Below are 24,478 nucleotides of genomic sequence, written 5' to 3' on the forward strand. Positions count from 1 at the left end.
CCTTGTGGGAGAAGGTGGCGCGAAGCGCCGGATGAGGGGTTGCTTCAGCGAACTCACATGTGACTCGCGGAGAGAGACCCCTCACCCGTCTCGCCGCTTCGCGTCGAGTCACCCTCTCCCAAAAGGGGAGAGGGGAAGAGCGAACCGCGACCGCGATTAGGCCAGCCGATACGCGGCCTTCGCATTCCCCCCAAACGCCTTCTCGCGAACATTCGCACCTAACTTCGCCAGACACGCTTCCAGCGCGCTCTTGATCTCGCCATAGCTGCCCGCGAGCAGACACACCGGCCAGTCCGAGCCGAAGATCAAACGGTCCTCGCCAAAACAATTCGCGGCATGCGCGACGAACGGAAACAGCCGTTCCGCATCCCAGTCATTCCACACCGCTTCCGTCGCGAGGCCCGAGATCTTGCACCAGACGTTCCCGCACGTTGCGAGCGCCTTGATACGGTCGGACCATTCGGCGCTGCCGCCATCGGCGATCGGCGGCTTGGCGGCATGGTCGAGCACGAAACGCGCTTGCGGAAACGCCTGCGCGGTTGCGATCGCGGCGGGCAGTTCGCGGGTGCGGACGAGCAAATCATAAGCGAGCTCGTGTGCGAAGACTGCTGTGAGGCCGCGCTGGACGTCCTCGCGCAGCAGCCAGTCGGGATCGGCCTCGTCGTGGACCTGGTGGCGGATGCCGACGAGCTTGTTGCCGCCGGGCGAAGCGCGCAGCCCGTCAAGCGTGTCGCCGAGCGCCGCTTCGGTCAGATCGGCCCAGCCGACAACACCGATGACCGATGGCGTCGCGTGCGCGATGCGCAAAAATTCCTCGGTCTCCTCCAGCGCGGAGCGGCACTGCACCACGATGCTTGCGTCAATGCCGTTCGCTTTCAGCAGTGGCGCGAGATCCGCGGGGCCGAAGGCGCGGCGGATCGGCGCGAGCTCGGGCGCATCCATCCAGGGATAGTCGGCGCGTGCGGGATCCCAAAAGTGCTGATGACCGTCGATCACCATGGCTTACGCTCCGCCCGGCAGCGGCGCCCGCACGTCCACGAAGTTTCGCGCGCGCAGCTCCTGCCAAAAGGCTTGCGGCACCTTGCTCTCCGACATCGCGATGTTGTCGGCGACCTCGCCGGCGTTGCGTGCGCCCATCACCGCGACCGTCACAGCCGGATGGGCCATGCAGAACTGGAGCGCGGCGGCCTTCAGCTCGGTGCCGTGCTTGCGGCACAACGCATCAAGCTCCAGCCCGCGCGCGACCAGCGCCACATCGGCATCCTCATAGTTGAACTTCGCGCCGGCGCGCGGATTGGCCAGAATGCCGCTGTTGTAGATGCCACCGAGCAGGATGCCGATGCCCTTGGCCTGACAGAGCGGAAACAGCGCATCCAGCGCGCCCTGGTCGAGCAGCGTGTAGCGGCCGGCGAGCAGGAAGCAGTCGACCGGCACCGCCTCCGCAAAACGAACCGGCATCTCCGACTGGTTCATGCCGGCGCCGATCGCCTTGACCGTGCCTTCACTACGCAGGCGCTGGAGCGCGCGGAAGGCACCCGTGACGGCCTCGTCATAGTGATCGTCGGGATCGTGCACCAGCAGGACATCGACGCGATCGAGCCCGAGGCGGCCAAGGCTCTCCTCGACCGAGCGCATCACACCATCGTAGCTGAAATCGAACACCGGCCGCTCGCGCTGCCCGCTCTTGTAATAGTCGTCCTCAGCCGCCGCACCATCGGGCGCGCGCAGCAGGCGGCCGACCTTGGTCGAGATGACATAGGAGTCGCGCGGATGCTGCCGCAGGAATGCGCCCAGCCGCCGCTCGGCGAGACCAAAGCCGTAGAGCGGCGCTGTATCGTAGAAGCGGATGCCGGCCGACCACCCGCGTTCGAGCGTGGCGGACGCATCGGCATCGCTGACGGGGCTGAACAGGCCGCCGAGCGGGGCGGAACCAAGCCCGATTGAAGTGACGTCGAGAGATCCGAGCCGCGATCGTTTCATTCCAATTCCTTCCAACAGTCCAAATCATCTCTCCCGCTTGCGCAAGCGGGAGAGATACGCAGGAGCACGGGGCTGGCGGCGCTCCTACTTCAACATCTGCGCGACATTGTCCTTGGTGACGAGGTCGAGGCCGGTATAGACGATCTCCGGCACCTTCTCGCCCTTCTTGATGGCGAGCAGCGTGTCCATCGCCTTCTCGCCCATCTCGAACGGACGCTGGCCGACCAGCGCATTGGCATAGCCGTCGCGCAGCAGCTCGAGCTGCATCTTGAGCGTATCGGCAACGACCAGCGTGAACTTGCCGGAATCGATGTCCTTCTTGTTCCGGGAGGCGAAGGCCTTGAAACCTTCAGGCGCGAACATCGGCCAGCCGCCGATCGGAACGATCGCGGCAAGATCGGGCGTTGCGGTGCGCATGTCGGTCATCTGCTGGACCGCCAGCGCCGGATCGTCATTGCAGAAGGTCGGCGAGCCCGCGACCTCGGTCCATTTCGAGCCCTTCAGCGCCTCGCGCACGCCGTCGACGCGCTCGGCGAGGTTCTTTGCGCCGGGGCCGCCCGAGACCATGGCGTATTTGCCGCCATCGGGCCGCATCTTCAGGAGCTGCTTGCCGAGCGCAACGCCGAACTCCTTGTTGTTGGTGCCGATATAGGCGATGCGCTTGGAGCCGGGTGCATCGGCATCAAAAGTAATGACGGGGATGCCGGCCGCGGTCGCCGCCTCGATCGACTTGGTCATGGCCGCGACGTCCGCGACCGAGATGGCGAGACCGTCGACCTTCTGGGTGACGAAGTCCTGGATGATCTGCGCCTGCGTCGCCGGCTCATGCTCCACCGGGCCCTTGTAGATGCACTCGATGTTGCCGAGCTCCTTGGCCCGCTTCTGGCAGCCGTCGCGCGCGAAGTCGAAGAACGGATTGTTCATCGCCTTGGGCACGATCACGAAGCGGTAGTTCGCGGCGAACGCCGGCGTCGCCATCATCGCAACCGCGATGCCGGCAAGAAGAAGTTTCCTCATTGTCTCCTCCACCCTTCTCTGGCGCCCATCCGTTCGAAAGCGTCCGGGAAGCGGACAGGCGGCGTTTTCGTTGCCTTCCCGAAGCGACGTCAATTCAGGTCATCCCCGAGCGGACGCGGTCGACCAGCACGGCCAGGATGATGATCACGCCCACCAGCGTCTGCTGCCAGTAGGAGGAAACTTGCGCCAGCACGAGACCGTTGCGGATCACCTCGAGCAGCACGCAGCCGACGATGGCCCCGAGCGGACCGCCGATACCGCCGGCGAGGTTGGCGCCGCCGATCACGGCTGCCGCGATCACGTTGAGCTCGTAGGAGGTCGCCATGTTGGCGGGCGCCGATCCGAGCCAGCCGGAGATGATGATGCCCTGGAGGCCGGCCGCGAGCGCGCAGATCACGTAGACCTCGATCTTCACCCGCACCACCGGAATGCCGGTGAGCTCCGCCGCCTTCTCGTTGCCGCCGAGCGCGAAGACATGGCGGCCGAACGCGGTGTGGTGCAGGACGACGGCCATCGCCAGCGCCAGGATCACGAGGTAAATGAAGGGCACGGGCACGCCGAGCACGTCGCCCGAGGTCAGCGCGTAGAAATAGTCGGCGTCCGGCCCACCGGGGAAACTGCCGCGGCCGTTGGAGACGACGTAACCGAGCCCACGCACGATCGAGAGCATGCCGAGCGTGGTGACGAAGGGCGACAGGCCGAGCACGGCGATGCAGAAGCCGTTGACGAGGCCCGCGACCAGCGCGACGCCGAGGCCGGCGAGGATCGAAACCAGCAGGATCAGGCCGGGGACGTTGGCGAGCACGGTCTTGCCGTCGGCCGCCAGATGCACGAACGGCGAGCCGGGGGCCGACAGCTCGGTCATCACCATCGAGGTGATCATGGCCGAGAAGCACATCATCGAGCCGACCGAGAGGTCGATGCCGCCGGTGATGATCACGAACGTGACGCCGAGGGTGGCGATGGCGATGAACGAAAAATTCTTCGCCACGTTCTGCATGTTGCCTTCGGTGAAGAAGTACGGGCTGGCGAAATGCATGATGACCAGCAGCACCGCCAAGGCGAGCAGGACGTAACCGGTCTGCGAGGCGAAGATGCCGCGCTGCCACCATTTGATCTTGCCGACATTCGAGAAGGTGATCGGGGATTCCATGGGCATGGCCATCACGCCGCCTCCTTCGCGCCGGTGATGAGGGCGGTGACTTCCTCAGGCGAAGTCTCGTAGATCGGCTTGTCGGCCCGCTTCTCGCCGCGGCGCATGACGACGACGCGATCGCACACCGCGAACACGTCGGGCATGCGGTGCGAGATCAGCATCACGGCGACGCCCTGCTCCTTCAGCCGGTGGATCAGGCCGAGCACCTGCTCGACCTGGCGCACCGAAATCGCGGCGGTCGGTTCGTCCATCATGACGAGCCTGGCATTGGACAGCCGCGTCCGCGCGATCGCGACTGCCTGGCGCTGGCCGCCCGACATCTGCTTGACGAGATCATCCGGGCGCGTCTCCGAGCGCAGCTCGCCGAACAGCTCCAGCGCGCGCGCCGCCATCGCCTTGTGGTCGAGCAGCGCGAGCGGACCGAATTTGCGCTTCAGCTCGCGGCCGAGGAACACGTTGGCCGCCGCGGTGAGATTGTCGGCGAGCGCGAGATCCTGATAGACGACCTCGATCCCGACCGTCCGGGCATCGACGGGCCGGGTGAAATGGACCGCGCTGCCGGCGAAGCGGATCTCGCCATGGGTGGGGCGGAAATTGCCGGCGATGATCTTGACCAGCGTCGATTTGCCGGCGCCGTTGTCGCCCATCAGGCCGACCACCTCGCCCGGAAGCACCTGCATATCGACGTCATGCAGCGCGCGGATGGCGCCGAACTCCTTGCCGATGCCGGAGAGCTCGAGGACCGGTGTTGCGTCAGCACTTGCCATCAGCGACCTCGCTCAGACATAGCGGTTGACCAGGGATTCCAGATATTCCTGCCGGCCCGAACGCGGCTGCGGGTCGAAACCAGCGCCGAGCGCACGATCGGCGAGATCGGCGAGCGACCGCTGGCCGCCGAGAATGGCGCGGCCCTCGGGCCCGGCCCATCCCTCGTAACGCGACGCCAGCGGCGCCGTGAGGGCACCGGCATCGAGCATGTCGGCGGCGGCGAGGAACGCCCGCGCACAGGCATCCATCGAGCCGACATGGGCGTGGATGAGATCGTCGGGGTCGATCGACTGGCGGCGGATCTTGGCGTCGAAATTGAGCCCGCCCGAGGTGAAGCCGCCGTGGTTCAGGATCTCGTGGAACACCAGCGCCAGCTCGCCGACGTTCATCGCGAACTGGTCGGTGTCCCAGCCGAGCAGATCGTCACCGCGGTTGATGTCGAGCGAGCCGAACACGCCGAGCGCCTCGGCCAGCGCGACCTCGTGATGGAAGGAATGGCCGGCAAGGATAGCGTGGTTCTGTTCGATGTTGAGCTTGACGTCCTTGAGCAGGTCGTAGCGCTCGAGGAAGCCGTAGCAGGTGGCGACGTCAAAATCATATTGATGCTTGGTCGGCTCCTTCGGCTTCGGCTCGATCAGGATCGGGCCCTTGAAGCCGATCCTGTGCTTGTGCTCGACCACGAGCGAGACGAAGCGGCCGAGTTGGTCGAGCTCGCGCTTGAGATCGGTGTTGAGCAGCGTCTCATAGCCCTCGCGGCCGCCCCACAGCACATAGTTCTGGCCGCCGAGCCGGTGCGTGACCTCCAGCGCGGCGCGGACCTGGCCGGCGGCGTAGGTGAATATCTCGGGGTCCGGATTGGTCGCGGCGCCCGCCATGTAGCGGCGATGCGTGAACAGATTTGCAGTGCCCCAGAGCAGGCGCACCTTGCTCGATGCCATCTTCTCTTCGAACAGGTCGGCAATCGCGTTGAGATTGGCGACCGATTCCTTGAGCGAATTGCCTTCCGGCGCGGCATCGACGTCATGGAAGGTGAAGAAGGGCACGTCGAGCAGGCGGAACAGCTCGAAGGCAATGTCGGCCTTGGCCCGCGCCATTGCCATCGGTTCGGAGCCGTGATGCCAGGGCCTCAGGAACGTCTCGCCGCCGAAGGGGTCACCGCCCGGCCAGCACAGCGAATGCCAGTAGCAGACCGCAAAGCGCAGATGATCTTCCAGCCTGCGGCCGCGAACCATGCGGTCCTTGTCGTACCAGCGGAAGGCGAGCGTGTTTCCCGCATCCGGGCCGGCAAAGGCAACAGGCGTGCTTGCATCAAAGAATTTTGCTGACACGTTCACTTAAGTCGTCTCCTTCAATGCGGGATAAAGCGCGCGCCAGCGGCGATAGGCTTCGTCATAGGCGTTGGTCGCGGAAGCACGGGGCGTAAAGCTCGCGAGCCGCCGCGGGCGGGTGCAAACTTCAGTGGCATCTTCGCCGGTGGCCGCGAGTCGGCCGAGCCGCGCGGCGCCGAGCGCCGCGCCGACCTCGCCTTCCTCGACGCGGTGGACGGGAATGCCGAGCACGTCGGCGCAGATCTGCGCCCACAGCGGCGAGCGCGAGCCGCCGCCGACGAGATCGAGTTCTGCAACGGGCCCGCTCGCCGCGCTCAGCGCCGCCAGATTGTCGCGCGCGGCGAAGGCGACGCCTTCGAGTACGGCCTGCACGATCTGGTTGCTGCCGGTCGCACCGCGCAGGCCGACCAAGGCACCGCTGGCGGCAGCGTCGTTGTGCGGCGTGCGTTCACCGTCGAGATAGGGCAGGAATTTGATCGGGCTCGGTCCATCGACACGCTCGCCGAGCAGCGCGAGCAGCGCCGCGGCTGATGTCTCCATCACGCCGGCGAGCCAGGCCAGCGAGGCCGCCGCCGACAGCATCACGCCCATCTGGTGCCAGAGACCCGGCAGCGCGTGGCAGAACGCATGCACCGCCGTTTCAGGCGCCGGCGCGAAGCGATCGGTGACGCGGAACGCCACGCCGGAGGTGCCAAGCGACAGGAACGCATCGCCGGGCGCGACCGCGCCGAGCCCGATCGCGCTCGCGGCATTGTCGCCGGCACCGCCGGCCACCACGACATCCTTCGCCATGCCCCAGCGCCGCGCGAAGTCTGGCGCGAGCACCGCGCTCACCTCGCTGCCTTCGACGAGGCGCGGCATGTGATGCAGATCGAGTCCGGTGGCCTTGAGCAGCTCCGTCGACCAGGAGCGCCGGCCGACATCAAGCCACAGCGTGCCGGCGGCGTCCGACATGTCTTCGACCATCTCGCCGGCGAGGCGATAGCGGACATAGGCCTTCGGCAGCAGAACTTTTGCAACGCGGGCGAATATCTCGGGCTCGTGCCACGCCACCCAAAGCAGCTTTGGCGCCGTGAAGCCGGGCATCGCCAGATTGCCCGCGATGGTATGCAGCGAAGGACAGCGCCGTTCCAGCTCGCCGCATTCGACCTGCGAACGGCCATCGTTCCAGAGGATCGCAGGCCGCAGCGGCCGCCCATCCTCGCCAAGCAGCGTCGCACCATGCATCTGGCCGGACAGCCCGATGCCGCGTACCCGCGCGACCTCGCGTGGATGGTGGCGCGCGAGGTCGTCGACCGCGACGGTCGCCGCGCTGACCCAGGCATCGGGATCCTGCTCTGACCACAGCGGCGCCGGATGCGACAGCGCGAGCTCCCGCGCCGCCGTCGCGACGATCGCGCCGGCTTCGCTCACGAGCACCGCCTTCACACCGGACGTGCCGATGTCCAGTCCGAGATACACGCCATCCTCCCTTTCGTCCGATGCGTTGGGCGAGCTCGACGTCGCCTTCGCCGCAACGGGCCTTCTCGAATTGCTGCCGCTAGGGCAGATTGTCCCGCATCACGATGTCGATCCTGATCTTCTCCTGCTCGCGCAGGATCGGCTCGCCGCGCGCAAGCGCGAGCAGCACGCGCACGGCGGCGCGCGCCTCATGTCCCGGATTCTGCGAGATCGCGGCATCCATCACGCCTTGGAGCAGCAGCCGGCGCGTCAGCGCGGTGACGTCGTGCCCGACAAACACGACCTTGTCGCGGCCGGCCTCGCTCAACGCCTTGGCGACACCTTGTGTGCCCGCACCCACATTATAAAGACCGACAATGTCAGCATGCCTGCCGAACAGCCGCGTCAGCAGCTGCTCGGAACGGTCGTCCTCGTCGCGCCCTTCCAGCACCGGCAACAGGCTCAGCTCGGGAAATTCCGAGGCCATCACCTGGGTGAAGCCAAAAATGCGCTCGGCATGGTCGCGCAGACCTTGCGATCCCGCGACGATCGCGACCTTGCCGGATTTTTGGCCGGCCAGCCGCCCGACCAGCGCGCCGGCGGTGCGCCCGGCGGCGATGTTGTCGATGCCGACATAATGGTGGCGGCGCGAGGACGGCACGTCCGAGACCAGCGTCACGACCTTGGTGCCGGCATCTACGAGATCGTCGATCGCGGCGCGGACGCCGGGATGATCCAGCGCCACCACCGCGACGCCGTCATAATCGCCCGACAGCGCCTCCAGCGAGGCCGCGAGCACGGACGGATCGAATACGTCGGTCGCAATCATCTCGACCTTGAGGCGACGCGCCGAAAGCCAGGCCGACATCTCGCCGAGATAAGCCTCGATCTGCTGCATGAACGGGTTCGGCCCCGACGGCATCACGAAGGCCAAGCGGCGGGCCCGGCCGCGCGCGAGCTCCGCAGCCGCCACATGCGGCTGGAAGGCATTGCGCTCGATCGCCTCCCGGACGCGCCGGACCGTATCCGGCCGCACGCCAGGGCGGTTGTGCAGCACGCGGTCCACGGTCGCCAGGCTAACCCCGGCCTCGCGGGCGATGTCCTTCAGCGTCAGTGCGGCGAAAACGGACTCTTCAACCATGCCTGAAGGCTAGCAGAGGCGTTTTGAGGTACGCAACTCATTTTGAGGGACAAGACGATATTTTCGAGCCCCGGTTGCGCCGGGCCGCGACTTAGCCGCTGCTTAGATCAAGTGTCAGGAACAGGCTGTTGGGGTCCTCGGCATAGCCCTCGAACGGGGCGCAGAGCACGAAGCCGTGGGCCTGGTACAGCGCATGCGCGGGCTTGAAATAGTCCCACGAGCCGGTCTCGAGGCTCAGCCGCTTGATGTCGCGCCTGCGGGCCTCGGCAATGATGTGGCGGAGCATCAGGCCGCCAAAGCCGCGCCGCCGCGTAGTCTGCAGCGTGTGCATCGACTTCACCTCGCCATGGTCGGCCGAGAGCGCCTTCAGCGCGCCGGTGGCAACCAGCGTCTCGCCGTCCCAACCGGTCCAGAATGCGACGTCGCTGGCGCGCAGGCCGGCGAGATCGAGCGCATGCGCGCTGCCCGGAGCGGTCTGCGCCCGCGCCGCCGCGACGTGGTGGTCGAGCAATGCGACCACGCGTGGATCAAAGGTATCGCCGGTGCGGATCTGCATCGTCACGGCCTCACGTCACTTGCAAGCTGCTTCTGCATGAAGACGAGATCGAGCCAGCGGCCGAACTTGCAGCCGACCTCCGGCATGCGCGCGACCTCGGTGAAGCCGAGCGAGGCGTGCAGGCGGATCGAGCCGGCATTGAGGGCCTCGATCCCGGCGATCATGGCGTGCTTGTTGAGCTCCGTGGCGCGCTCGATCAGCGTGGCCATCAGGCTGCGGCCGATGCCTGCGCGATGATGCCGCTCGTCGACATAGACGGAATTCTCCACGGTGTGGCGGTAGCCGGGAAAGGGACGGAAATCGCCGAACGAGGCGAAGCCGACCACGTCCCTGCCCTTCATCGCGACCAGCACGGGATAGCCGGCCTCCTGCCGCGCGCGGATCCACTCGCGGCGCGAGGCGAGGTCGGCCGGGCCGTCGGTCCAGACCGCCGTGGTGTTGATGGCCGCGAAATTGTAGATGGCGAGGATATCCCCGGCATCCTCAAGCGTTGCATCCCGTACGATCAGCGACATCACATTTTCCCGTAAGAGGTGCCGCGCCGCGTGATGATGACGTAGCGGGCGTCCTGCTTGGTTTCGTTCTCGAAGGTCACCGCGCGCATCACGTCGAAATCGAGACAGTCGCCGTCACGCAGGCGCACCGTCTTGGCGTCGATATGCACGCAGACCGCCCCCTCCAGCATCAGGAGCTGCTGGGTGAAGGCGTTGCGGCCCCAGGGGCTGTAGGAAACGCGCGCGCCGCCCGGCAGGTCGACGACGATGATCTCGATGCCACTTGCCGCATCCGGCGGCGAGGCGTGACGCCGGCGGTAGCCGCTGTCGGGATCGCGCCAATGCGGCTGGTCGGCAAGCCGCATCAAGCGCTCCGGCGGCTTCTCCGACAGCGCAACGACGTCGCTGAGGGTGACGTCGAGCGCCGCGCAGAGCTTGTTGAGCAGCGCCGCCGTCGCACTGCTCTGCGCCCGCTCCACCCGCCCGATCATGGCCCGGCTGACGCCGGAGCGCGCTGCAAGTTCGTTCAACGTCATGCCGGCCTGCGTCCTCAAGGTCTTCAAGCGGCGACCGATCGCACGGTCGAGTTTTTGCTGGTCCATGGCCTCTATCCGAACATCGCCCGACACATGGACCGCATCCGCCGGGCGAGAGGAGCTTAGGCCGGAGGAGCGGCGCGTGCCGGGACCAAGGGGCTAATATATTGGAATCTTTGCGCGCCGGGCAGCAACGTCTAGGATGCGCCAAACGACAATGCACCGGGAGGCGATGATATGAGCGAGCCGACGCAGCGGACGATCAAGGCCAACGGCATCAGCCTCAACATCGCCGAGCAGGGCAACGGCCCGATGGTGCTGCTCTGCCACGGCTTTCCGGAAGGCTGGTACTCCTGGCGCCACCAGCTCGAGGCGCTGGCCGCGGCCGGTTATCACGCCGTCGCGCCCGACATGCGCGGCTACGGCAAGAGCGACAAGCCCGAGGCGATCGACCAGTACACGATCTTCCACATGGTCGGCGATCTCGTCGGCGTGCTCGATGCCTTCGAGGCGAAGGACGCGGTCATTGTCGGCCACGATTGGGGGGCGACAATCGCCTGGCACACGGCGCGCCTGCGGCCCGATCGCTTTCGCGCCGCCGCCATTCTCAGCGTCCCCTATCGCCCACGGAGCGAGGCGCGGCCGACCAGTGTCATGCCGCAGACGGCGGATGCGCAGTTCTATCAGTTGTATTTCCAGGAGCCGGGCGCAGCCGAAGCCGAGTTCGAACGCGATCCGCGTGCGACGTTGGCTGCCATGCTCTACGGCGGTTCCGGCGAAGGGGCCGCGGCGATCCGCGCCAATGCCGAGCGCGCCGGCAGGACCGTCGGCGTCGGCATGGTCTCGCGCAAGGACGGCATGCTGCCGAAGGTGCAGGTGCCGCTGCCGTCATGGCTCAACGCCGCCGATCTCGATTATTACGGCGCCGAATTTGCCCGCAGCGGCTTCCGCGGGCCGCTCAACTACTACCGCAACATCGATCGCAACTGGGAGCTGATGGGGGCCTTCGAGGGCGTGAAGGTGATCGTGCCCTCGCTCTACATCGCCGGCGACCACGACATGGTCATCGCCTTCCCCGGCGCCGCCGAGCAGATCGCCAACATGCAGCAATGGGTGCCGCAGCTCCGCGAGATCAAAATGCTGCCGGGCTGCGGACACTGGACGCAGCAGGAGCGACCGGCCGAGGTGAACGCGGCGATCGTGGAGTTTCTGCGAAGCCTGTCGAAATAGCGATTGGAGCGGGCGAAGGGAATCGAACCCTCGTATGCAGCTTGGGAAGCCAAGCTAAGCTGTTGATCTAACTCGACCGCGTTCCCCGCGCTATTGAGCGGAGAACGACGTGACTAAGCCCGGCGGCTGGAAGCACAGCCAGGAAACTTGCACCAAAATAGCCGCGACCAGGCGCGAGCAGCTCAGAGATCCTGCAGAGCGAGCCAGGATCGCCGAGGCGACCAAGTCGCGCATGGCAGATCCGGTCGTGCGGCAGCGCATCCGTGACGGAATGCTGAGGGCTAGCGGCTCGGCCGACGAGCTGCGGACGCTACGTGCTGTGTGGCGCGCTACTCGCCCGACTGTTCGCGCGCGCTTCTTGGCTGAATTGCTCGAGCCGATCTGTCGCTCGGGACGCGAGGACGATCCCTCATGAGCTGGCAGGCCACTGCATGGGCTGCAAAGCAGGTGACCGGCTCAGCTTCAAACAAGATAACCCTGTACGCCTTGGCGAACTACGCCGGCCCTGACGGCGTTTGCTGGCCCACCCAGGAGACCCTCGCCAGGGATACTGAGCAAAGCGTCGACACCGTCCAGCGGCGCCTTAAGTCGCTCGTTAAGCTCGGCCTGGTCCGAGTCGAGACTCGGCCCGGCGGCCGCGGCCAGTGGGACGGCAGGAAATACTACCTGGCGATGGGTGTTGCAGAAATGTCCGAGCCGCAATCTGCGGCACGGTCGGAGCCTACAAACGAGCCTGCGACGAAGCCTCGCCATGCCGCACCAGGCCCGGCGACCGTACCGCACCAGGCCCGGTCACCGTACCGCACAGCTGTGCGGCATAAACCTTCAATAGAACATCCAATAGAACCTCCAGCGCGGAAAACTGCGAGTTGCGCCGACGAGCGTCTGCGGGCTTTCCAGGGGAAGTGCGAGGCGACGGAGGTCATCCAGAACCGCATAGCTCAGCGGCTGGGATCTGAAGGTTGGCTAATCCTAGGCGAGCTGAGTGATGCGCAGCGCGCCAGGCTAACCACGCTACAGCGTCGCGGTGAGCTCGACGATGCCGCTCTTGCTAGCTTCGCCGCGTCAGTGCGCCTGGCAAGGCCGCCGCCTTGACCGCGCGGCAAGCCAGCGACGGAAACCGCTGACAAATCGTCAGCAGTTTCGAGCCTCGATCGCCCTAGGGGGAGGGTGGATCAAAAGTCGCCAGAGTCCTGGCGCTGAGACCGGCTGCTCACTCATTCGCAGGTTTTTTTCCTGCCTGGACTGATTTTTCCGACCTCCAACAGATCATCACCGTGACCTATCAAAAAAATCCTGAGTCAAATCAGAGCCTTGCAGGCGACGATCCGATGTCGACCGCGATCGAAGCCCTCGATCGAACGAATATTTTCCCGCAGCTCTCGCTGCCGCTTTCCCAGCTATCGCCGTGCGACGTCTGTGGGAAGCCGTTCGAAGTTGTCCGCCGGCGCGGACGGCCGCAGCGGTTTTGCAGTGACCCGTGCCGCGACGCACAGGCGAAAGCGCAAAGATCGGATTGGTCGCGACTGAATTGGGCATCGCGTAGCGCGGCAAAACGAAACCCCTTACCCCCCACCGGAGAAAATCCCGATGTCGAAGTCTGAAAACACGAATCGCACCGTTGCCAGCATGCTTGCAACCAATCCTACCACCGTTGAGCAGAACCTTGCTCGCGTCTGGCATCGCCATGTCGACGACCTGGTCGCTGTTGGCGTGCCGGCCGAAATGGCAGAGCAATCCATGCTCGCCGCCGCTCTGGTGCGTGCTGCTCGATCGGAGGGCGGCGCGGCCGTAGTTTATCGCCTACGCGATGCTGCCGACGCGTTCGAGCGCGAGCTGCTAACAGACGACGCGCAGCGCCGTCAAAATTTCAATTGACAGCGTTTAGAAAAATAATCGAGCTTGCTCGCGCCTCAGCCGTCGCACTTTCGAGTCGACGGCTAAAGCCCGACACGCGCGACGCTGTCGAAGCCCATGCCAGGCGCTGGGACCGGGTAAACCGGACGTTTCTCCAAACCAACATCACCTCGCCCGAGGTCGGCGCAAGCTTGTCTCAGCGCGAGATCATCAAACCGCTCGAAAGGAGCGCATCATGACTACCATTCGCGTGAACTCGCGGCGTGCGATGCCGCACGTTGCCATTGCCGCACTCGCGGTCAACCAGCCGCGGGCGATCGTCGGCTTTCCGAGGAACGAAGCCGATCCCGTTCAGCGCGTCCTCAACCAGGTCTCTGACGAGCTGAGCCGCATCACAGGCGAAATGCGCAACCAGGTCAGCGAGACTCAGAGGCGCGTCGCGGAGCTCGAGACCCGAAACCGCGATGTCGAACAGCTCCTGGCCGACGCCGGTCGCGGCGGTCGCTTCGGTGGCGGTGCGAGCGAGTCGCCGGGCGAGATTTTTGTTCGCTCCGAGGCCTTCAAGAATTTCGGCGGCTCGGCCGGCCGCGGGAATATCTCTGCGGTTGTGCAGGCTATCACCTCCGCCAGCACGTCAGCCGGCGGGATGATCGCGCCCGATCGGCGCAGCGAGATCGTCGGATTGCCAAAGCGCCGGCTGACGATTCGCGGACTGATCGCGCCAGGTACGACGAGCAGCAACAGCGTCAACTACGTGCGGCAGAGCACGCGCACGAACAATGCTGCTGTCGTGACCGAGGGCGCGCAGAAACCCGAATCGGTGCTTGCCTGGATCGAAGCTGACGCGCCGGTGCGCACGATCGCGCATTGGGTGCCCGTGTCTCGCCAGGCGATGGATGACGCGCCGATGTTGCAGTCGACGATCGACGGCGAGCTGCGCTACGGCCTCAGCGTCAAGGAGGAGGAAGAGCTGTTGCTCGGAAGCGGGGCCGGCCAGCACATCTTCGGCATTATCCCCCAGGCGACAGCTTACGAAACCAGTCGCAATGGCACGGGTGACACGGCGTTTGATACGCTTGCGCATGCGATCGCGCAGAGCGAGGTAGCGCTGCTGCCGGCCACCGGCATCGTGATGAACAACAACGACCTCGAGTCGCTGAAGATCATTAAGGACGGCGAGGATCGTTACATCGGCGGCGGGCCGTTCGGACCGCCGATCACGACGATTTGGGGCCGACCGGTTGTCGGAACGCCGGCGATGGCCGCGGGCGAATTCCTGGTCGGCGCCTTCCTCGACGGCGCGCAGATCTTCGATCGACTGGACGCCGAGGTGCTCGTCAGCTCGGAAGACCGCGACAACTTCATCAAGAACATGCTCACGGTTCGCGCCGAGGAGCGGCTCGCGATGGCGGTGAAGCGGCCGGCCGCGTTTGTCCACGGCGCATTTGCTGCCGGCGCCGGCCTTTAGCTTGTAATTCGGGGCTAGCATTGACGCTGCCGCAGCCCGGCGAACAACGAAAAGAATCCTGCCCGCCCCGATGAGGATGCAGGTTCAAGGATTCAAGGCTGGCCTAAGTGGGGCGACCTTTTCTCGGAACAAAGGTCGCCCCCTTATTCCCAGACATGCGCGGGTGGCTAGCATCGCCGATCAGCGACTATTCAGCTCCTCGCGAACAGAGAGTGCCTCCATCAGGCCCTCCTCGGATCCAAAAAGAGTATATGCATTCAGATTATAGTCCTGCAATTCGGCGAGAATTTTGTCGCGCTCGGTTCGAGGCAAGACAAACTTGTAGATGATATCCTGTTGAAACTTTTTGTTGGGATCAAAGGGTCGGCAGACGGCTGAGTGATCGTAAAAATACGCTTGGTTTCGCTCAGACTCCCATATGTTGCAGACGGTATATTGTGAGCGCTGCAGAAAGTGTCGTCGAGGTCCGGCGACATAGGGACCGAGGACGGTGATTGCAGGCTCATGGCCTCCGCCAATTTTCATCCCGCTGGCGTCACGCTCACGATACGCAAAGATGGCCGCATTCTCGGCGTCGGCGTCATTATCGCGAAACGCGAAGAATGCCGCGACGTACGGTGATGTGCTCCAATCCAACAACGGCGAAGGGAAGCCGTGATGACGAAGATAGGCCAGGTACGGGTAGTGAGGAAGATTCCCGAACGTCATGGCCCTGGAAAACGATTCATAATTAGAAAACAGCTGCGTGACCTCGCCGAGATCCGGAGCGCTATCCCATCTAAGCGCAGTGAAAGCCTCAACCTCCGATTTTACGCGCAACGCGAGGTTATAGTATCCCAGCAAACTGCTGCTATGCGAGCTTCTATCTAGCGTTGTCTGGAGGGACCAATTGCTCGATGCGTGGCCTCGGAACAGTATCTTCGCGCCGTCATCGCGAGCGTCTATCATCAGCAGACTGGCTTGTTTCTTGAATTCTTCCCACTTGATGGCTACTTCCAAATTCACCTCCTCAATATCTGCGCCATTGTCAGTTGCGCCGGCGCTTCGGTGGAATCACCCTCATTATGATCCCGCGATCTAACCGAATGGCAAAATTGCCGGCAATGTCTGGTGCCGGCGTCAAACTGCGCGCCTCGTCTGTTATCCGCCGCATAAACCGCGAGACGTCGTCGATAGTGAAAACGTGGTGACGCCTGGTGCGGCCGAGCCCTTTCAGCCGGCCGACTAGGTTGCCGGCAGCAATGTGCCGCGCGATCGTTTCTCGATGCATCGGTAGCAGGGCGGCCAGTTCTGGTACGCCGATCGTGACGCGGCCAGCAAAGGCGACCTCAAGGGCGGTGAGCTCGGCTGGCGAGGTCGCTAGGGCGGCGCGATTGGCAGGCGTTTTCATTGGTCAATAAGACTTGGTGCTCTCTGAGAGCCCCTTTTCATCAATGTATCTCAGGAATTCTTGGCCGAGGTCGGTGATCGCGATTTCGTCGCCCGTCGATGTGACTAGGCCAGCGCTGATCGGATACCGAATCCATTCATCAAACGTGTTCTTCTCGTAAAACTGAGGAAATTCGGATTTCACCTGATCGAAGTATTTGGCCGACTCAGCGCGGGACGTTTTACCTCCCTCACTGTGCAGCGCCCTAATAGCGCGTATCTGGCTGCCGAAAAGAGTGCGGTATATTTGCTCGAAAACCCAAGCGAGGCGAGCGACTGCAAGGTGCCGGATCAATATGTCGATGCGCTTATCCGGGTCCATCAATTCGAGTTCGGCGTGCAGGCTCGTCTCAACCTTTGCAATCGCGGGCGAGCGCTCGGGAAAGCCCGGCAGATCCTTCAACTCTTTCGATGGTGCTGCGAGCACCTGGCGAGCGGGATCAAATTCGAGGCCAGTCGGACCGGCTTTTTTTAGCCTTGGGAAGAGCTCGCGAACATCAGATCTGAACATAAACCCCAGCGCGAAGACAGCGATAGGCCAGGCCACTGCTTTTGCTAGGTCGACCAGGAGCTTCAGGTATTCCATGTGACAAGCTCTCAAAAAACGGTCTTGCTAATCTTCCGAACGCCCTGAACTAGCTCACTGACTTCATCCTTTGTCGGCTCTTTGCCTTTGTGATCGCACTTGTTGCGAATATCCCCCAAGTGCTGAATGAACCGCCAGGTAACGGTGTCAATCACGTCGGCCTTTTTGAGTGCGTCGTTCAAGGGGGATATAGTTGCGCTCTTTGCGGAAGTGATCTTGTGGGCATCGCAGACCGCGCTGAGATGTGCTTCGAGCACGACACCAGCAACCGCTCCCGCCCCGCGATGAAATCCTTTTTTGTTGAGCTCTTCCGCCGCGCTAAGCTCATCATCCAGTACATCAGCATGGACCAGAGTCTTTATGTCGAAGAGGGTTGACTCAAAGCGCTTTTCCAAGCCCTCGATTATGTTCAACTGCTGGTAGAACGCCGAGACCGCGGCGTGAACCGGAACTTTGTAAGTGTGATCGGGACGCAAAACAGTCCGGCCAAAGAGGTAGTCGTGCATAGTGTAGTTTCCGCTCTGAAGGCTTTTTCTTTCCCTCAAAGGCTTGTAGTAGCTCACGAAGTCCTCGACACGATCTGGCACAAGCTGTTTGACGCAGGCGAGCGCCTCGGAATACCAAGCCTGATAGGTCTGCCTCACATCAGGAAGCTGTTTTTTTTCCTCACCTTGAAGCTTCTCCGCATTGTGCTCGTTTTGCAACGCGCGAAGCATTAGGTTGCCATCGCGTTTCAGCTTCGAAAAATCCTCTTTATACTTTGCGGCTCTATCCAACTTATTTCCCCCAGCACTGCCTGCTGATTCGCCTGAGCCGGAATAGTGACACGCACAGCGCGAGCTGCGGGGAAGCTACGTGCTTATCCCGCCTATTCACAGGGGAGGAGACGCGCGAAAGCCGCCCCGGAGGGGCTTGGCAATCGGCTGCAAATCAGTGAGGCTGTCCGTTGGGCCTAGAAACCCGGACCGAGATATAGCCGCCCCATGCCTGGTCAGCATGCCGTCCGATTGGCGTCGGATGGATCGCGACTGAACGCAACGGCGCATTGGCGTGCGCCTCGACCTGGCCATTATGGCCGGGAGGGCCGCGCCATGTCCAGAGGGGCAACCCTTAAAAGCGCCGCCGCCAGTCTCTCGGCTGGTTTCTAGCTCCCGGCTGCCGGTCCGCCACCGGCAACGGCCCTAGAAAGCCGCTATTTCCGAGAGTGACCAATCATGACGCTTGAACGACCGATGTTTCCGCCTCCGACCGCTCAAAAGAATTGTGCTCAAAGCGCACAATTCTTTCCCGTACAGAGTGCTGGCGAAAACCGTTCCCTGTGCGAACAGTTTTCCGCCCACCCGGCAACGCTGGTGAAAACCTGTTCCCGGCGCGAACAGGTTTCTGCCTGTTCGGAGCCGGCACAGGTAGCGCCCCCTGCGTCGGCCGACGGGAAACAGCCCTTAGTCAATCGGAGAAGCGTTATGTCTGCGTTGAGTTCAACTGCTGCCCTGCCCCTCATTGCCACGCCGTCGATCGCGGCAACGTCCAGCAATGGCATCCCTTATGACCTGGCCGCGAGGTTCGCTGATTTCTACGGTCGCTGGCGCGAGCAGAGGCGTCTCGACGAGCTCGAGGCCGTCGATGATCCCGAGCTGGCCGGATGGGATGCGCTGAATACAGAGCTGTTCGATCTGCAGGCTCGGATCATGAGCTGCCAGCCGCGAACGATTGACGACATCGTCCTGCAGGCTAGGCTTTGCGCGCTGGCCAACACTGAACTGTGGACGGATGCCGCGGCGGTGGAGGCGGCCGATGCTGGCGCGCGCTCGCATCGCCGGTTGCTCGAGAATATTGCCGCATCCAGCGGCGTCGAGCTGCTGCCCGGTATCGAGACGATTTCACTGGTGTAGTAGAACACAAGGAGTGTTGCCGCCGCCGGGGACCGCTCCCCGGCGGTGCTTGTAATTTGGTTAGGATCGTCGTACCAAGTGCGAAGCGCTTCACTACTGATTCCATCGTCGACGTAGTGAAATCGAGAGGATCGGGGCGGCCAAGGTCGTCAGGGCTCTCGAACGCAAGCCGCACAAGGCTTCGGCGCATCCCTCTCGGAATAGACCGAGTCAAGGGTAGGCGCGAAGCGTTTCCAAATTCAAGCACTGGACGTTCAGCATGTTTGACGCACCGCTGGTGCCGACTTCGGTCGGCGCCGAGATCGCTAATGTGAACCTCTTCACTGCACAGTCCTGGGTAAAGAAGCGATGGCTTCTGCTCAACAGGAGGGACAAGGATCGGCCTGCGAGCGGACGAGGAGCGACGGCGCTGCTCTCTGCACGGCGCGTTCTGCAAATGGCGATCGCAGCGAGACTCGTTGAGTTGGGCATGAGTCCTAAAGCTGCTTGCAATGCAGCTTGGACTTTTTCGGATCGCTCGAATTCTCTCGAGGCACCAGGCTACGAACGCGGACCAGGTGAGCTCTACGGCGCCGGCGCCCTAACGGCGCTTTGTGTCTACGGTGACGGCACCGCTGCCGTCGTGCGTGTCGATCGAAAAACGCCTCTCGAGCAAGTGTTCTTTCCGAACGGATCGGCCAGCGTAGCCGGCTCAGCACGTAAGGAAGGCGCGATCGTTCTATTGCTCGACTTCATCGTCAAGGGAGTTGCCGAGCAGTTCGCCATGCTGGTTGAGCGCGGAGAGGTCTGAAATGGCCCGTGTCCGCGGTGGACTCTTCCCGTGCGAAGCCGAAATCGCACGGCGCCTCAGCCAGGATCCAAAAGCTTGGGCGGCGAAAGCCATCATTCTCGAGCGCGATGGCCTGCCGCGAATTGATCCGGTCATGGGCGGCCGATACTGGCCGGCCGTTCTAGCGTGGTGGAACAGGCGCTACGGGTTGTCTATCCTCGAGGTCTCTCAACCTGATGGAGGAGAAGATCTCGATGCCCTCAAGTAAACATGGCCTCAATGCGCCTGGTCTAAAGCCGCGAGGCAAGAAAGCCGAGCGGCTTTATTGGGTCGCTCGCGCCGACATTGCCAAAGCGGGTTACGCCCCTCGCCTGGTCCGTCTGCATTACGACCTTCACGACCCCGCTGATCATCGATCGATCGAAGCTGCGTGTCAGCGCCTAGACGCTGAAATGAAGGCGTGGGCTAGCGGGCACAAGCGCGCCTTTCCTCACTTCGATGGGACCATTCTCGCTCTCAGCCGTCGCTATCAGACGGATCCGGCCAGTCCCTTCCTCGAGCACAAATGGAATTGGCGTGATCGTGAGACCCGCATTCTGAAGACGATCGAGAGCGCGTTCGGAGCGCGCTCGCTCGCCTCGCTCGGTAATACCGATTTCAAGCGGTGGTACGAGGCCGCGAAGCAACCCAAAAAGCCTGGCGGAAAAGAGCGTATCGATCGCGCCGTAAAGATCATCAAGCTGCTGCGGCAGATGGTGACGTTCGGCGCCGCGGCCGAGTTACCGCATTGCGAGCGGCTGCATGGGATTTTGTCCAAGATGCGTTTCAAAGGCGGCGCTCGATCTCGATTGAAGCTCGAGCTGCATCACGTCGAGGCGTTCATTCCTGCAGCGATCGAGGCTGGCAGGATTTCGCTAGCGCTGGGCACAGCGCTGCAGTTCGAAACGATGATGCGCCAGAAGGATGTTATCGGCGAATGGGAGCCCATCACAGATGGGCCGCGTGACGCTGGAATCGTGCTCAATGGCAATCGGTGGGTGAACGGTCTGACGTGGACCGACATTCCTGCCTCAATGGTGATCAAGAAAGACACCACCAAGACCGGCGCAACGGTCGTAGCGGATCTGAAACTCTGCCCTCTCGTGCTGCAGGTGTTGCCGCTGTTTCCAGCCGACAGGCGGGTTGGTCCCCTGATCATCGACGAGAACAGCGGCCGGCCCTATGCGGAAGACGCCTATGCCAGGGAATGGCGCGTGATCGCACGATCCGCTGGAATTCCCGACGAGGTGAAGAACATGCATGCGCGAGCTGGCGCAATTTCGGAAGCGGATGACGCGTTGGCGCCGATCGAGGAAATCCAGTCGTCGGCCGGACACACTCAGCAGTCGACAACACGCCGCTACGTTCGCGGCACGACTGGAAAATCACGACACGTTGCAGAGCTTCGTCTGCTGCACCGTGACCGCAAACAGGACGAGAACGGAAACTAGGGAACGCGTTGGGGAACGTGGGAACGGAGAGATCAATAGTAGAGCGGCAATTCGATGAAATCGCTTGCGAATTTTGGAGCGGGCGAAGGGAATCGAACCCTCGTATGCAGCTTGGGAAGCTGCCGTTCTACCATTGAACTACGCCCGCGGATGCGCTGGTCGCGCCCGTTCTGATTAGCCGAGACGGCGCGTCCCGCCAAGCGGTTTGGCGCCCCCGGCCGAACGCTTCTTAACACTTCAGTAAGATTCCAGGTGCGCCGGATTGTGGCAGTGTTATGATCATTTGTCGGGGGAGAACGTGCACTGAGTGGGGCGTGTGCATGGTGGGGCGTGGCTATACGATATTCGACACGGCGATAGGGCGCTGCGGCATTATCTGGAGCAGTACCGGCGTCGTGGCTGTGCAATTGCCGGAGGCGCGGGAGATCGACACCCGCCGCCGGATTTTCCAGGCCCATCCCGAGGCGCGCGAGCAGCGCCCTATCGCGAACGCCGAACTGGCGATCGAGGGCATCGTCGGCCTGTTGCAGGGCAATGATCCCGATTTTTCCGAGGTCAGCCTGGATGCCGGCGGCGTGCTGGCCTTCAACCGGCGGGTCTACGAATACACCTGCTCGATCCCGCGCGGGGAGACGCGCACCTATCACGAGATCGCCCGGGCGCTGGGCGCTTCCGGCGCCACACATTCGGTGGCGCAGGCGATCGCGAAGAATCCCTACATGCTGATCGTGCCCTGCCACCGGGTGCTAGAGGCCGGCAATTACGCCGACCGGATCTCGCCCTATGGCGGAGTGATCTCCAAGCGGCGATTGTTGTCGCTGGAGGGCGCCCAGCCGGTTGCCAGCAAGACGTTGTTCGAGGTGCTGCTGCCCGTTGCCCCGCCAAGGCCCTCCACCTAGATAAGGTGGCATGGATGCAACCACGCTGCTGACGACCCGCTCGATGACCGTCTCCGAGTTTCGCTGCGATGCGGGACCGGACGACAAGCCGTTTGCGGAGTGCCGCAGCGGCCATTCCATCGCCTATGTCCGTTCCGGCAGTTTCGGCTGCCATTGCCGCGCCGGCTTCTTCGAACTGGTGGCGGGCTCGATGCTGGTTGGCGCGCCCGGCGACGAATACACCTGCACGCATGAGCATGTCTCGGGCGATGTCTGCCTCGGCTTCTTCTTCAGCGAGAACCTGGTCGACGCCCTCGGCGGACCGCGCGGGATCTGGCAGGTCGGCGCGACACCGCCGCTGCCCGAGCTGATGGTGCTGGGCGAGCTGGCCCAGACGGCAGCAGATGGCAACAGCGACTTGGGTCTCGACGAGATCGGCCAAATTCTTGCGGGCCGTTTTATCGACGTCGTCTCCGGCAAGGCGCGCAAGCCGGCCACGCCGACCGCGCGAGACCGCCGCCGCGCCGTCGAAGCCGCGCTGTGGATCGACGACAATTCGCATGCCGAGGTCGACCTCGAACAGGCCGCGAAGCAGGCGGGCCTCAGCCCGTTCCATTTCCTGCGGCTGTTCTCGAGTGTGCTCGGCGTCACCCCGCATCAATATCTGGTGCGCTCGCGGCTGCGCCACGCCGCGCGCCTCCTCACAGAGGACGACATCGCGGTCACCGACGTCGCCTACGACGTCGGCTTCGGCGACCTCTCCAACTTCGTCCGCACCTTCCACCGCGCCGCCGGCGTGTCGCCGACCAAATTCCGGCAGGCCTCGAAGGGCGAGCGCGGGATTTTCGGCGAACGGCTGGCCCTCAACTGACGCGGCAGCGATCCGCTAAGCAATCGTTGACCAGACGCGGCGGAACAGATCGAAGCCCCCCGCGCACTGCGCTAACGTCCAGTCAGAGCGCGTGGCTAGACGTAACGTGGAATGGGTCCTCCTCATCATCGGCTTCTGTGCCTTCGCCTACTTCCGCATGAGGCGTGCGCATGAGAAGGCTGCCGAATATGCCGCGGCCGGCCTCGCGCGATCACCGCTGTACTGGTCGACCGCGGCCCTCACCATGACACTGCTCGGCCTCTCCCTGTACATGGCTCACCTTGGGCACGAGGGGCCGATCCCATGGCCCTATTGGCCCATTGTGGTCGCCCTGTTCATCGTGATCCTGCTGCTCCGCCGTGCTCTGAAATGGCGTTATCCGATCTAGCCTGATCCGGGACTCAACCTTCACCGGGATGTCGGAGCGATGCGCAAGATTCTCCAAGAGCGGATTGCCCTCGACTGACTAGGGTCGTCTCCGGCGCGCGGCACTTGCGGCGCGCTTTGGAAATGGAGACGACCATGTATGACCACATCGGACTGCGCGTTGCCGATCTCGACGCCGCCACGCGCTTCTACACCGCCGTGCTGGCGCCGCTCGGCTATGTCCTGTGCTCCAGCGGCGACGGCTATGCCGGTTTCGGGCCGAAGGGCGAGCCGGCGCTGTGGCTGCATCTGAACAAGGGACGCAAGGCCGACGGCGCGCATATCGCGTTTCGCGCCAAGGACCACGACGCGGTCAAGGCATTCCACAGCGCAGGGCTGACGAGCGGCGGCCACGACAATGGCGGCGCCGGCCCGCGCAAGGATTACAGCCCGACCTACTACGCGGCGTTTTTGATCGATCCCGATGGCAACAATGTCGAGGCGGTTTGCGTGTGAGCCGTAACGGCTGACTTCGTCATTGCGAGGAGCCCGCGACAAAATTGCAGAGCAATTTTGCGCTGGCGACGAAGCAATCCAGACTGTCTCTGCGAAAACATTCGTGGATTGCTTCGCGGAGCCTGTCATCGGGGCCGCGCTTAGCGCGGACCCGTTGGCTCGCAATGACGGTGTTTGTGACATTGACCGAACACAATCAAGGACACCTTCATGGCTTCCATCCACAACGACATTCCTCTCCCCGTCCCGGCCCGCGACGTCTGGGACGCGGTGCGCGATTTCGGCGCGCTGCATCTGCGGCTGGTGCCGGGCTTCGTCACCGCCTGCACGCTCGACGGCGATGCGCGCATCGTCACCTTCGCCAACGGTTCGGTGGCGCGCGAGGTGTTGATCGATAGCGACGACGCGCGGCAACGCCTCGTCTATGCGATCAACAACGAGCGGCTGAAGCACTACAGCGCCTCGGTGCAGGTGATCGCCGAGGGCGAGGCAAGGTGCCGTCTGGTCTGGATCATCGACATGCTGCCGAACGACCTCGCCCCTTACGTCCAGGGGCAAACCGGGGACGCCGTGGCTGCCATACACAGGGCTTTTCCGCCTGCTGCGGCCTGATCGGTCTCTGTGATTTTTCTCACAGAGCCCTCGCCTCCCCCGCCGTAACCATGGCCGCGTGCGTCCGGTTGGCTCCGCTCCCCCGGCGAAGCCACGCAC

The 24,478-nt window shown here is 63.5% G+C and carries 28 protein-coding genes and 1 tRNA gene; 13 read left to right on the plus strand and 16 right to left on the minus strand.

The features are described 5' to 3' along the window. Positions 1-156: 156 nt before the first annotated feature. From RAD16_RS14685 to RAD16_RS14735, 11 genes are all read right to left on the minus strand, one after another. On the minus strand, positions 157-999 hold the full coding sequence (locus RAD16_RS14685) for an amidohydrolase family protein (protein WP_458158600.1): 843 nt from the start codon (positions 997-999) through the stop codon (positions 157-159). A gap of 3 nt (positions 1,000-1,002) precedes the next feature. Beyond that, a complete protein-coding gene (locus RAD16_RS14690; RefSeq protein WP_458158601.1) occupies positions 1,003-1,980 on the minus strand; it encodes an aldo/keto reductase in 978 nt (325 codons plus the stop codon). Between the two features lie 84 nt (positions 1,981-2,064). Continuing rightward, a complete protein-coding gene (locus RAD16_RS14695; RefSeq protein WP_326896319.1) occupies positions 2,065-2,997 on the minus strand; it encodes a sugar-binding protein in 933 nt (310 codons plus the stop codon). 94 nt (positions 2,998-3,091) lie between these two features. Further along, the gene (locus tag RAD16_RS14700; protein WP_458158602.1) at positions 3,092-4,162 is read right to left on the minus strand and encodes an ABC transporter permease; all 1,071 of its coding nucleotides are present in this window, start codon (positions 4,160-4,162) and stop codon (positions 3,092-3,094) included. Next, positions 4,162-4,920 carry an ATP-binding cassette domain-containing protein gene (locus tag RAD16_RS14705; RefSeq protein ID WP_458158603.1) on the minus strand — a complete coding sequence of 253 codons (759 nt, stop codon included), beginning with the start codon at positions 4,918-4,920 and terminating at the stop codon, positions 4,162-4,164. The genes RAD16_RS14700 and RAD16_RS14705 overlap by 1 nt, the downstream gene beginning before the upstream one ends. A gap of 12 nt (positions 4,921-4,932) precedes the next feature. Next, positions 4,933-6,255, minus strand: coding sequence for a xylose isomerase (gene xylA / locus RAD16_RS14710; protein ID WP_458158604.1), 1,323 nt, complete (start codon positions 6,253-6,255; stop codon positions 4,933-4,935). Continuing rightward, complete coding sequence (gene xylB / locus RAD16_RS14715) at positions 6,256-7,710, minus strand: xylulokinase (protein WP_458158605.1); 1,455 nt, start codon at positions 7,708-7,710, stop codon at positions 6,256-6,258. Positions 7,711-7,789: 79 nt separating this feature from the next. Beyond that, the gene (locus RAD16_RS14720; RefSeq protein ID WP_458158606.1) at positions 7,790-8,830 is read right to left on the minus strand and encodes a LacI family DNA-binding transcriptional regulator; all 1,041 of its coding nucleotides are present in this window, start codon (positions 8,828-8,830) and stop codon (positions 7,790-7,792) included. Between the two features lie 91 nt (positions 8,831-8,921). Then, positions 8,922-9,386: a GNAT family N-acetyltransferase gene (locus tag RAD16_RS14725; RefSeq protein WP_458158830.1), complete on the minus strand. Its 465-nt coding sequence runs from the start codon at positions 9,384-9,386 to the stop codon at positions 8,922-8,924. A 2-nt stretch (positions 9,387-9,388) separates the two neighbouring features. After that, positions 9,389-9,901 (minus strand): GNAT family N-acetyltransferase, encoded by a 513-nt coding sequence (locus RAD16_RS14730; RefSeq protein ID WP_326896326.1) that lies wholly within the window; start codon positions 9,899-9,901, stop codon positions 9,389-9,391. Next, complete coding sequence (locus RAD16_RS14735; protein ID WP_458158607.1) at positions 9,901-10,482, minus strand: helix-turn-helix domain-containing protein; 582 nt, start codon at positions 10,480-10,482, stop codon at positions 9,901-9,903. The genes RAD16_RS14730 and RAD16_RS14735 overlap by 1 nt, the downstream gene beginning before the upstream one ends. A 171-nt stretch (positions 10,483-10,653) precedes the next feature. Here RAD16_RS14735 and RAD16_RS14740 point away from each other — a divergent pair, with 171 nt between their 5' ends. From RAD16_RS14740 to RAD16_RS14755, 4 genes are all read left to right on the plus strand, one after another. Further along, the gene (locus tag RAD16_RS14740) at positions 10,654-11,646 is read left to right on the plus strand and encodes an alpha/beta fold hydrolase (RefSeq protein WP_458158608.1); all 993 of its coding nucleotides are present in this window, start codon (positions 10,654-10,656) and stop codon (positions 11,644-11,646) included. A gap of 411 nt (positions 11,647-12,057) precedes the next feature. Next, the gene (locus RAD16_RS14745; protein ID WP_458158609.1) at positions 12,058-12,741 is read left to right on the plus strand and encodes a helix-turn-helix domain-containing protein; all 684 of its coding nucleotides are present in this window, start codon (positions 12,058-12,060) and stop codon (positions 12,739-12,741) included. A 495-nt stretch (positions 12,742-13,236) separates the two neighbouring features. After that, on the plus strand, positions 13,237-13,524 hold the full coding sequence (locus RAD16_RS14750) for a hypothetical protein (protein WP_458158610.1): 288 nt from the start codon (positions 13,237-13,239) through the stop codon (positions 13,522-13,524). 382 nt (positions 13,525-13,906) lie between these two features. Further along, on the plus strand, positions 13,907-14,971 hold the full coding sequence (locus RAD16_RS14755; RefSeq protein WP_458158611.1) for a phage major capsid protein: 1,065 nt from the start codon (positions 13,907-13,909) through the stop codon (positions 14,969-14,971). 180 nt (positions 14,972-15,151) lie between these two features. Here RAD16_RS14755 and RAD16_RS14760 read toward each other — a convergent pair whose 3' ends face one another. From RAD16_RS14760 to RAD16_RS14775, 4 genes are read right to left on the minus strand one after another with little or no spacing between them, the layout of a single operon-like run. Beyond that, positions 15,152-15,970, minus strand: coding sequence for an FRG domain-containing protein (locus RAD16_RS14760; RefSeq protein ID WP_458158612.1), 819 nt, complete (start codon positions 15,968-15,970; stop codon positions 15,152-15,154). Positions 15,971-15,998: 28 nt separating this feature from the next. Next, a complete protein-coding gene (locus tag RAD16_RS14765; protein ID WP_458158613.1) occupies positions 15,999-16,361 on the minus strand; it encodes a hypothetical protein in 363 nt (120 codons plus the stop codon). 3 nt (positions 16,362-16,364) lie between these two features. Then, complete coding sequence (locus tag RAD16_RS14770; RefSeq protein ID WP_458158614.1) at positions 16,365-16,985, minus strand: hypothetical protein; 621 nt, start codon at positions 16,983-16,985, stop codon at positions 16,365-16,367. Positions 16,986-16,996: 11 nt separating this feature from the next. Continuing rightward, positions 16,997-17,761: a hypothetical protein gene (locus tag RAD16_RS14775; protein WP_458158615.1), complete on the minus strand. Its 765-nt coding sequence runs from the start codon at positions 17,759-17,761 to the stop codon at positions 16,997-16,999. Positions 17,762-18,448: 687 nt separating this feature from the next. On the opposite strand from RAD16_RS14775, the gene RAD16_RS14780 reads away from it, so the two are divergent. The 4 genes from RAD16_RS14780 (at position 18,449) to RAD16_RS14795 (ending at position 21,136) form a co-directional block, all read left to right on the plus strand. Further along, positions 18,449-18,877 carry a hypothetical protein gene (locus RAD16_RS14780; RefSeq protein WP_458158616.1) on the plus strand — a complete coding sequence of 143 codons (429 nt, stop codon included), beginning with the start codon at positions 18,449-18,451 and terminating at the stop codon, positions 18,875-18,877. A gap of 259 nt (positions 18,878-19,136) precedes the next feature. Then, entirely contained in the window at positions 19,137-19,667 is a 531-nt protein-coding gene (locus RAD16_RS14785) for a hypothetical protein (protein WP_458158617.1), read from the plus strand. Position 19,668: 1 nt separating this feature from the next. After that, positions 19,669-19,914 (plus strand): hypothetical protein, encoded by a 246-nt coding sequence (locus RAD16_RS14790; RefSeq protein ID WP_458158618.1) that lies wholly within the window; start codon positions 19,669-19,671, stop codon positions 19,912-19,914. Next, the gene (locus RAD16_RS14795; protein WP_458158619.1) at positions 19,883-21,136 is read left to right on the plus strand and encodes an integrase; all 1,254 of its coding nucleotides are present in this window, start codon (positions 19,883-19,885) and stop codon (positions 21,134-21,136) included. Before RAD16_RS14790 ends, RAD16_RS14795 begins: the two co-directional genes overlap by 32 nt. Positions 21,137-21,210: 74 nt before the next feature. Here RAD16_RS14795 and RAD16_RS14800 read toward each other — a convergent pair. Further along, positions 21,211-21,284 (minus strand) — tRNA-Gly (locus tag RAD16_RS14800). Positions 21,285-21,456: 172 nt separating this feature from the next. On the opposite strand from RAD16_RS14800, the gene RAD16_RS14805 reads away from it, so the two are divergent. The 5 genes from RAD16_RS14805 (at position 21,457) to RAD16_RS14825 (ending at position 24,379) form a co-directional block, all read left to right on the plus strand. Then, positions 21,457-22,035: a methylated-DNA--[protein]-cysteine S-methyltransferase gene (locus tag RAD16_RS14805; RefSeq protein ID WP_458158620.1), complete on the plus strand. Its 579-nt coding sequence runs from the start codon at positions 21,457-21,459 to the stop codon at positions 22,033-22,035. Positions 22,036-22,045: 10 nt separating this feature from the next. Next, positions 22,046-22,885 (plus strand): helix-turn-helix transcriptional regulator, encoded by an 840-nt coding sequence (locus RAD16_RS14810; RefSeq protein WP_458158621.1) that lies wholly within the window; start codon positions 22,046-22,048, stop codon positions 22,883-22,885. Positions 22,886-22,991: 106 nt separating this feature from the next. Continuing rightward, a complete protein-coding gene (locus tag RAD16_RS14815) occupies positions 22,992-23,273 on the plus strand; it encodes a hypothetical protein (RefSeq protein WP_458158622.1) in 282 nt (93 codons plus the stop codon). A gap of 134 nt (positions 23,274-23,407) precedes the next feature. Next, positions 23,408-23,767, plus strand: a complete 360-nt coding sequence (locus RAD16_RS14820) for a VOC family protein (RefSeq protein WP_458158623.1) — start codon at positions 23,408-23,410, stop codon at positions 23,765-23,767. Positions 23,768-23,977: 210 nt separating this feature from the next. After that, positions 23,978-24,379, plus strand: coding sequence for an SRPBCC family protein (locus RAD16_RS14825; RefSeq protein ID WP_458158624.1), 402 nt, complete (start codon positions 23,978-23,980; stop codon positions 24,377-24,379). Positions 24,380-24,478 lie beyond the last annotated feature (99 nt).

The sequence above is a fragment of the Bradyrhizobium sp. 18BD genome, assembly GCF_054185225.1.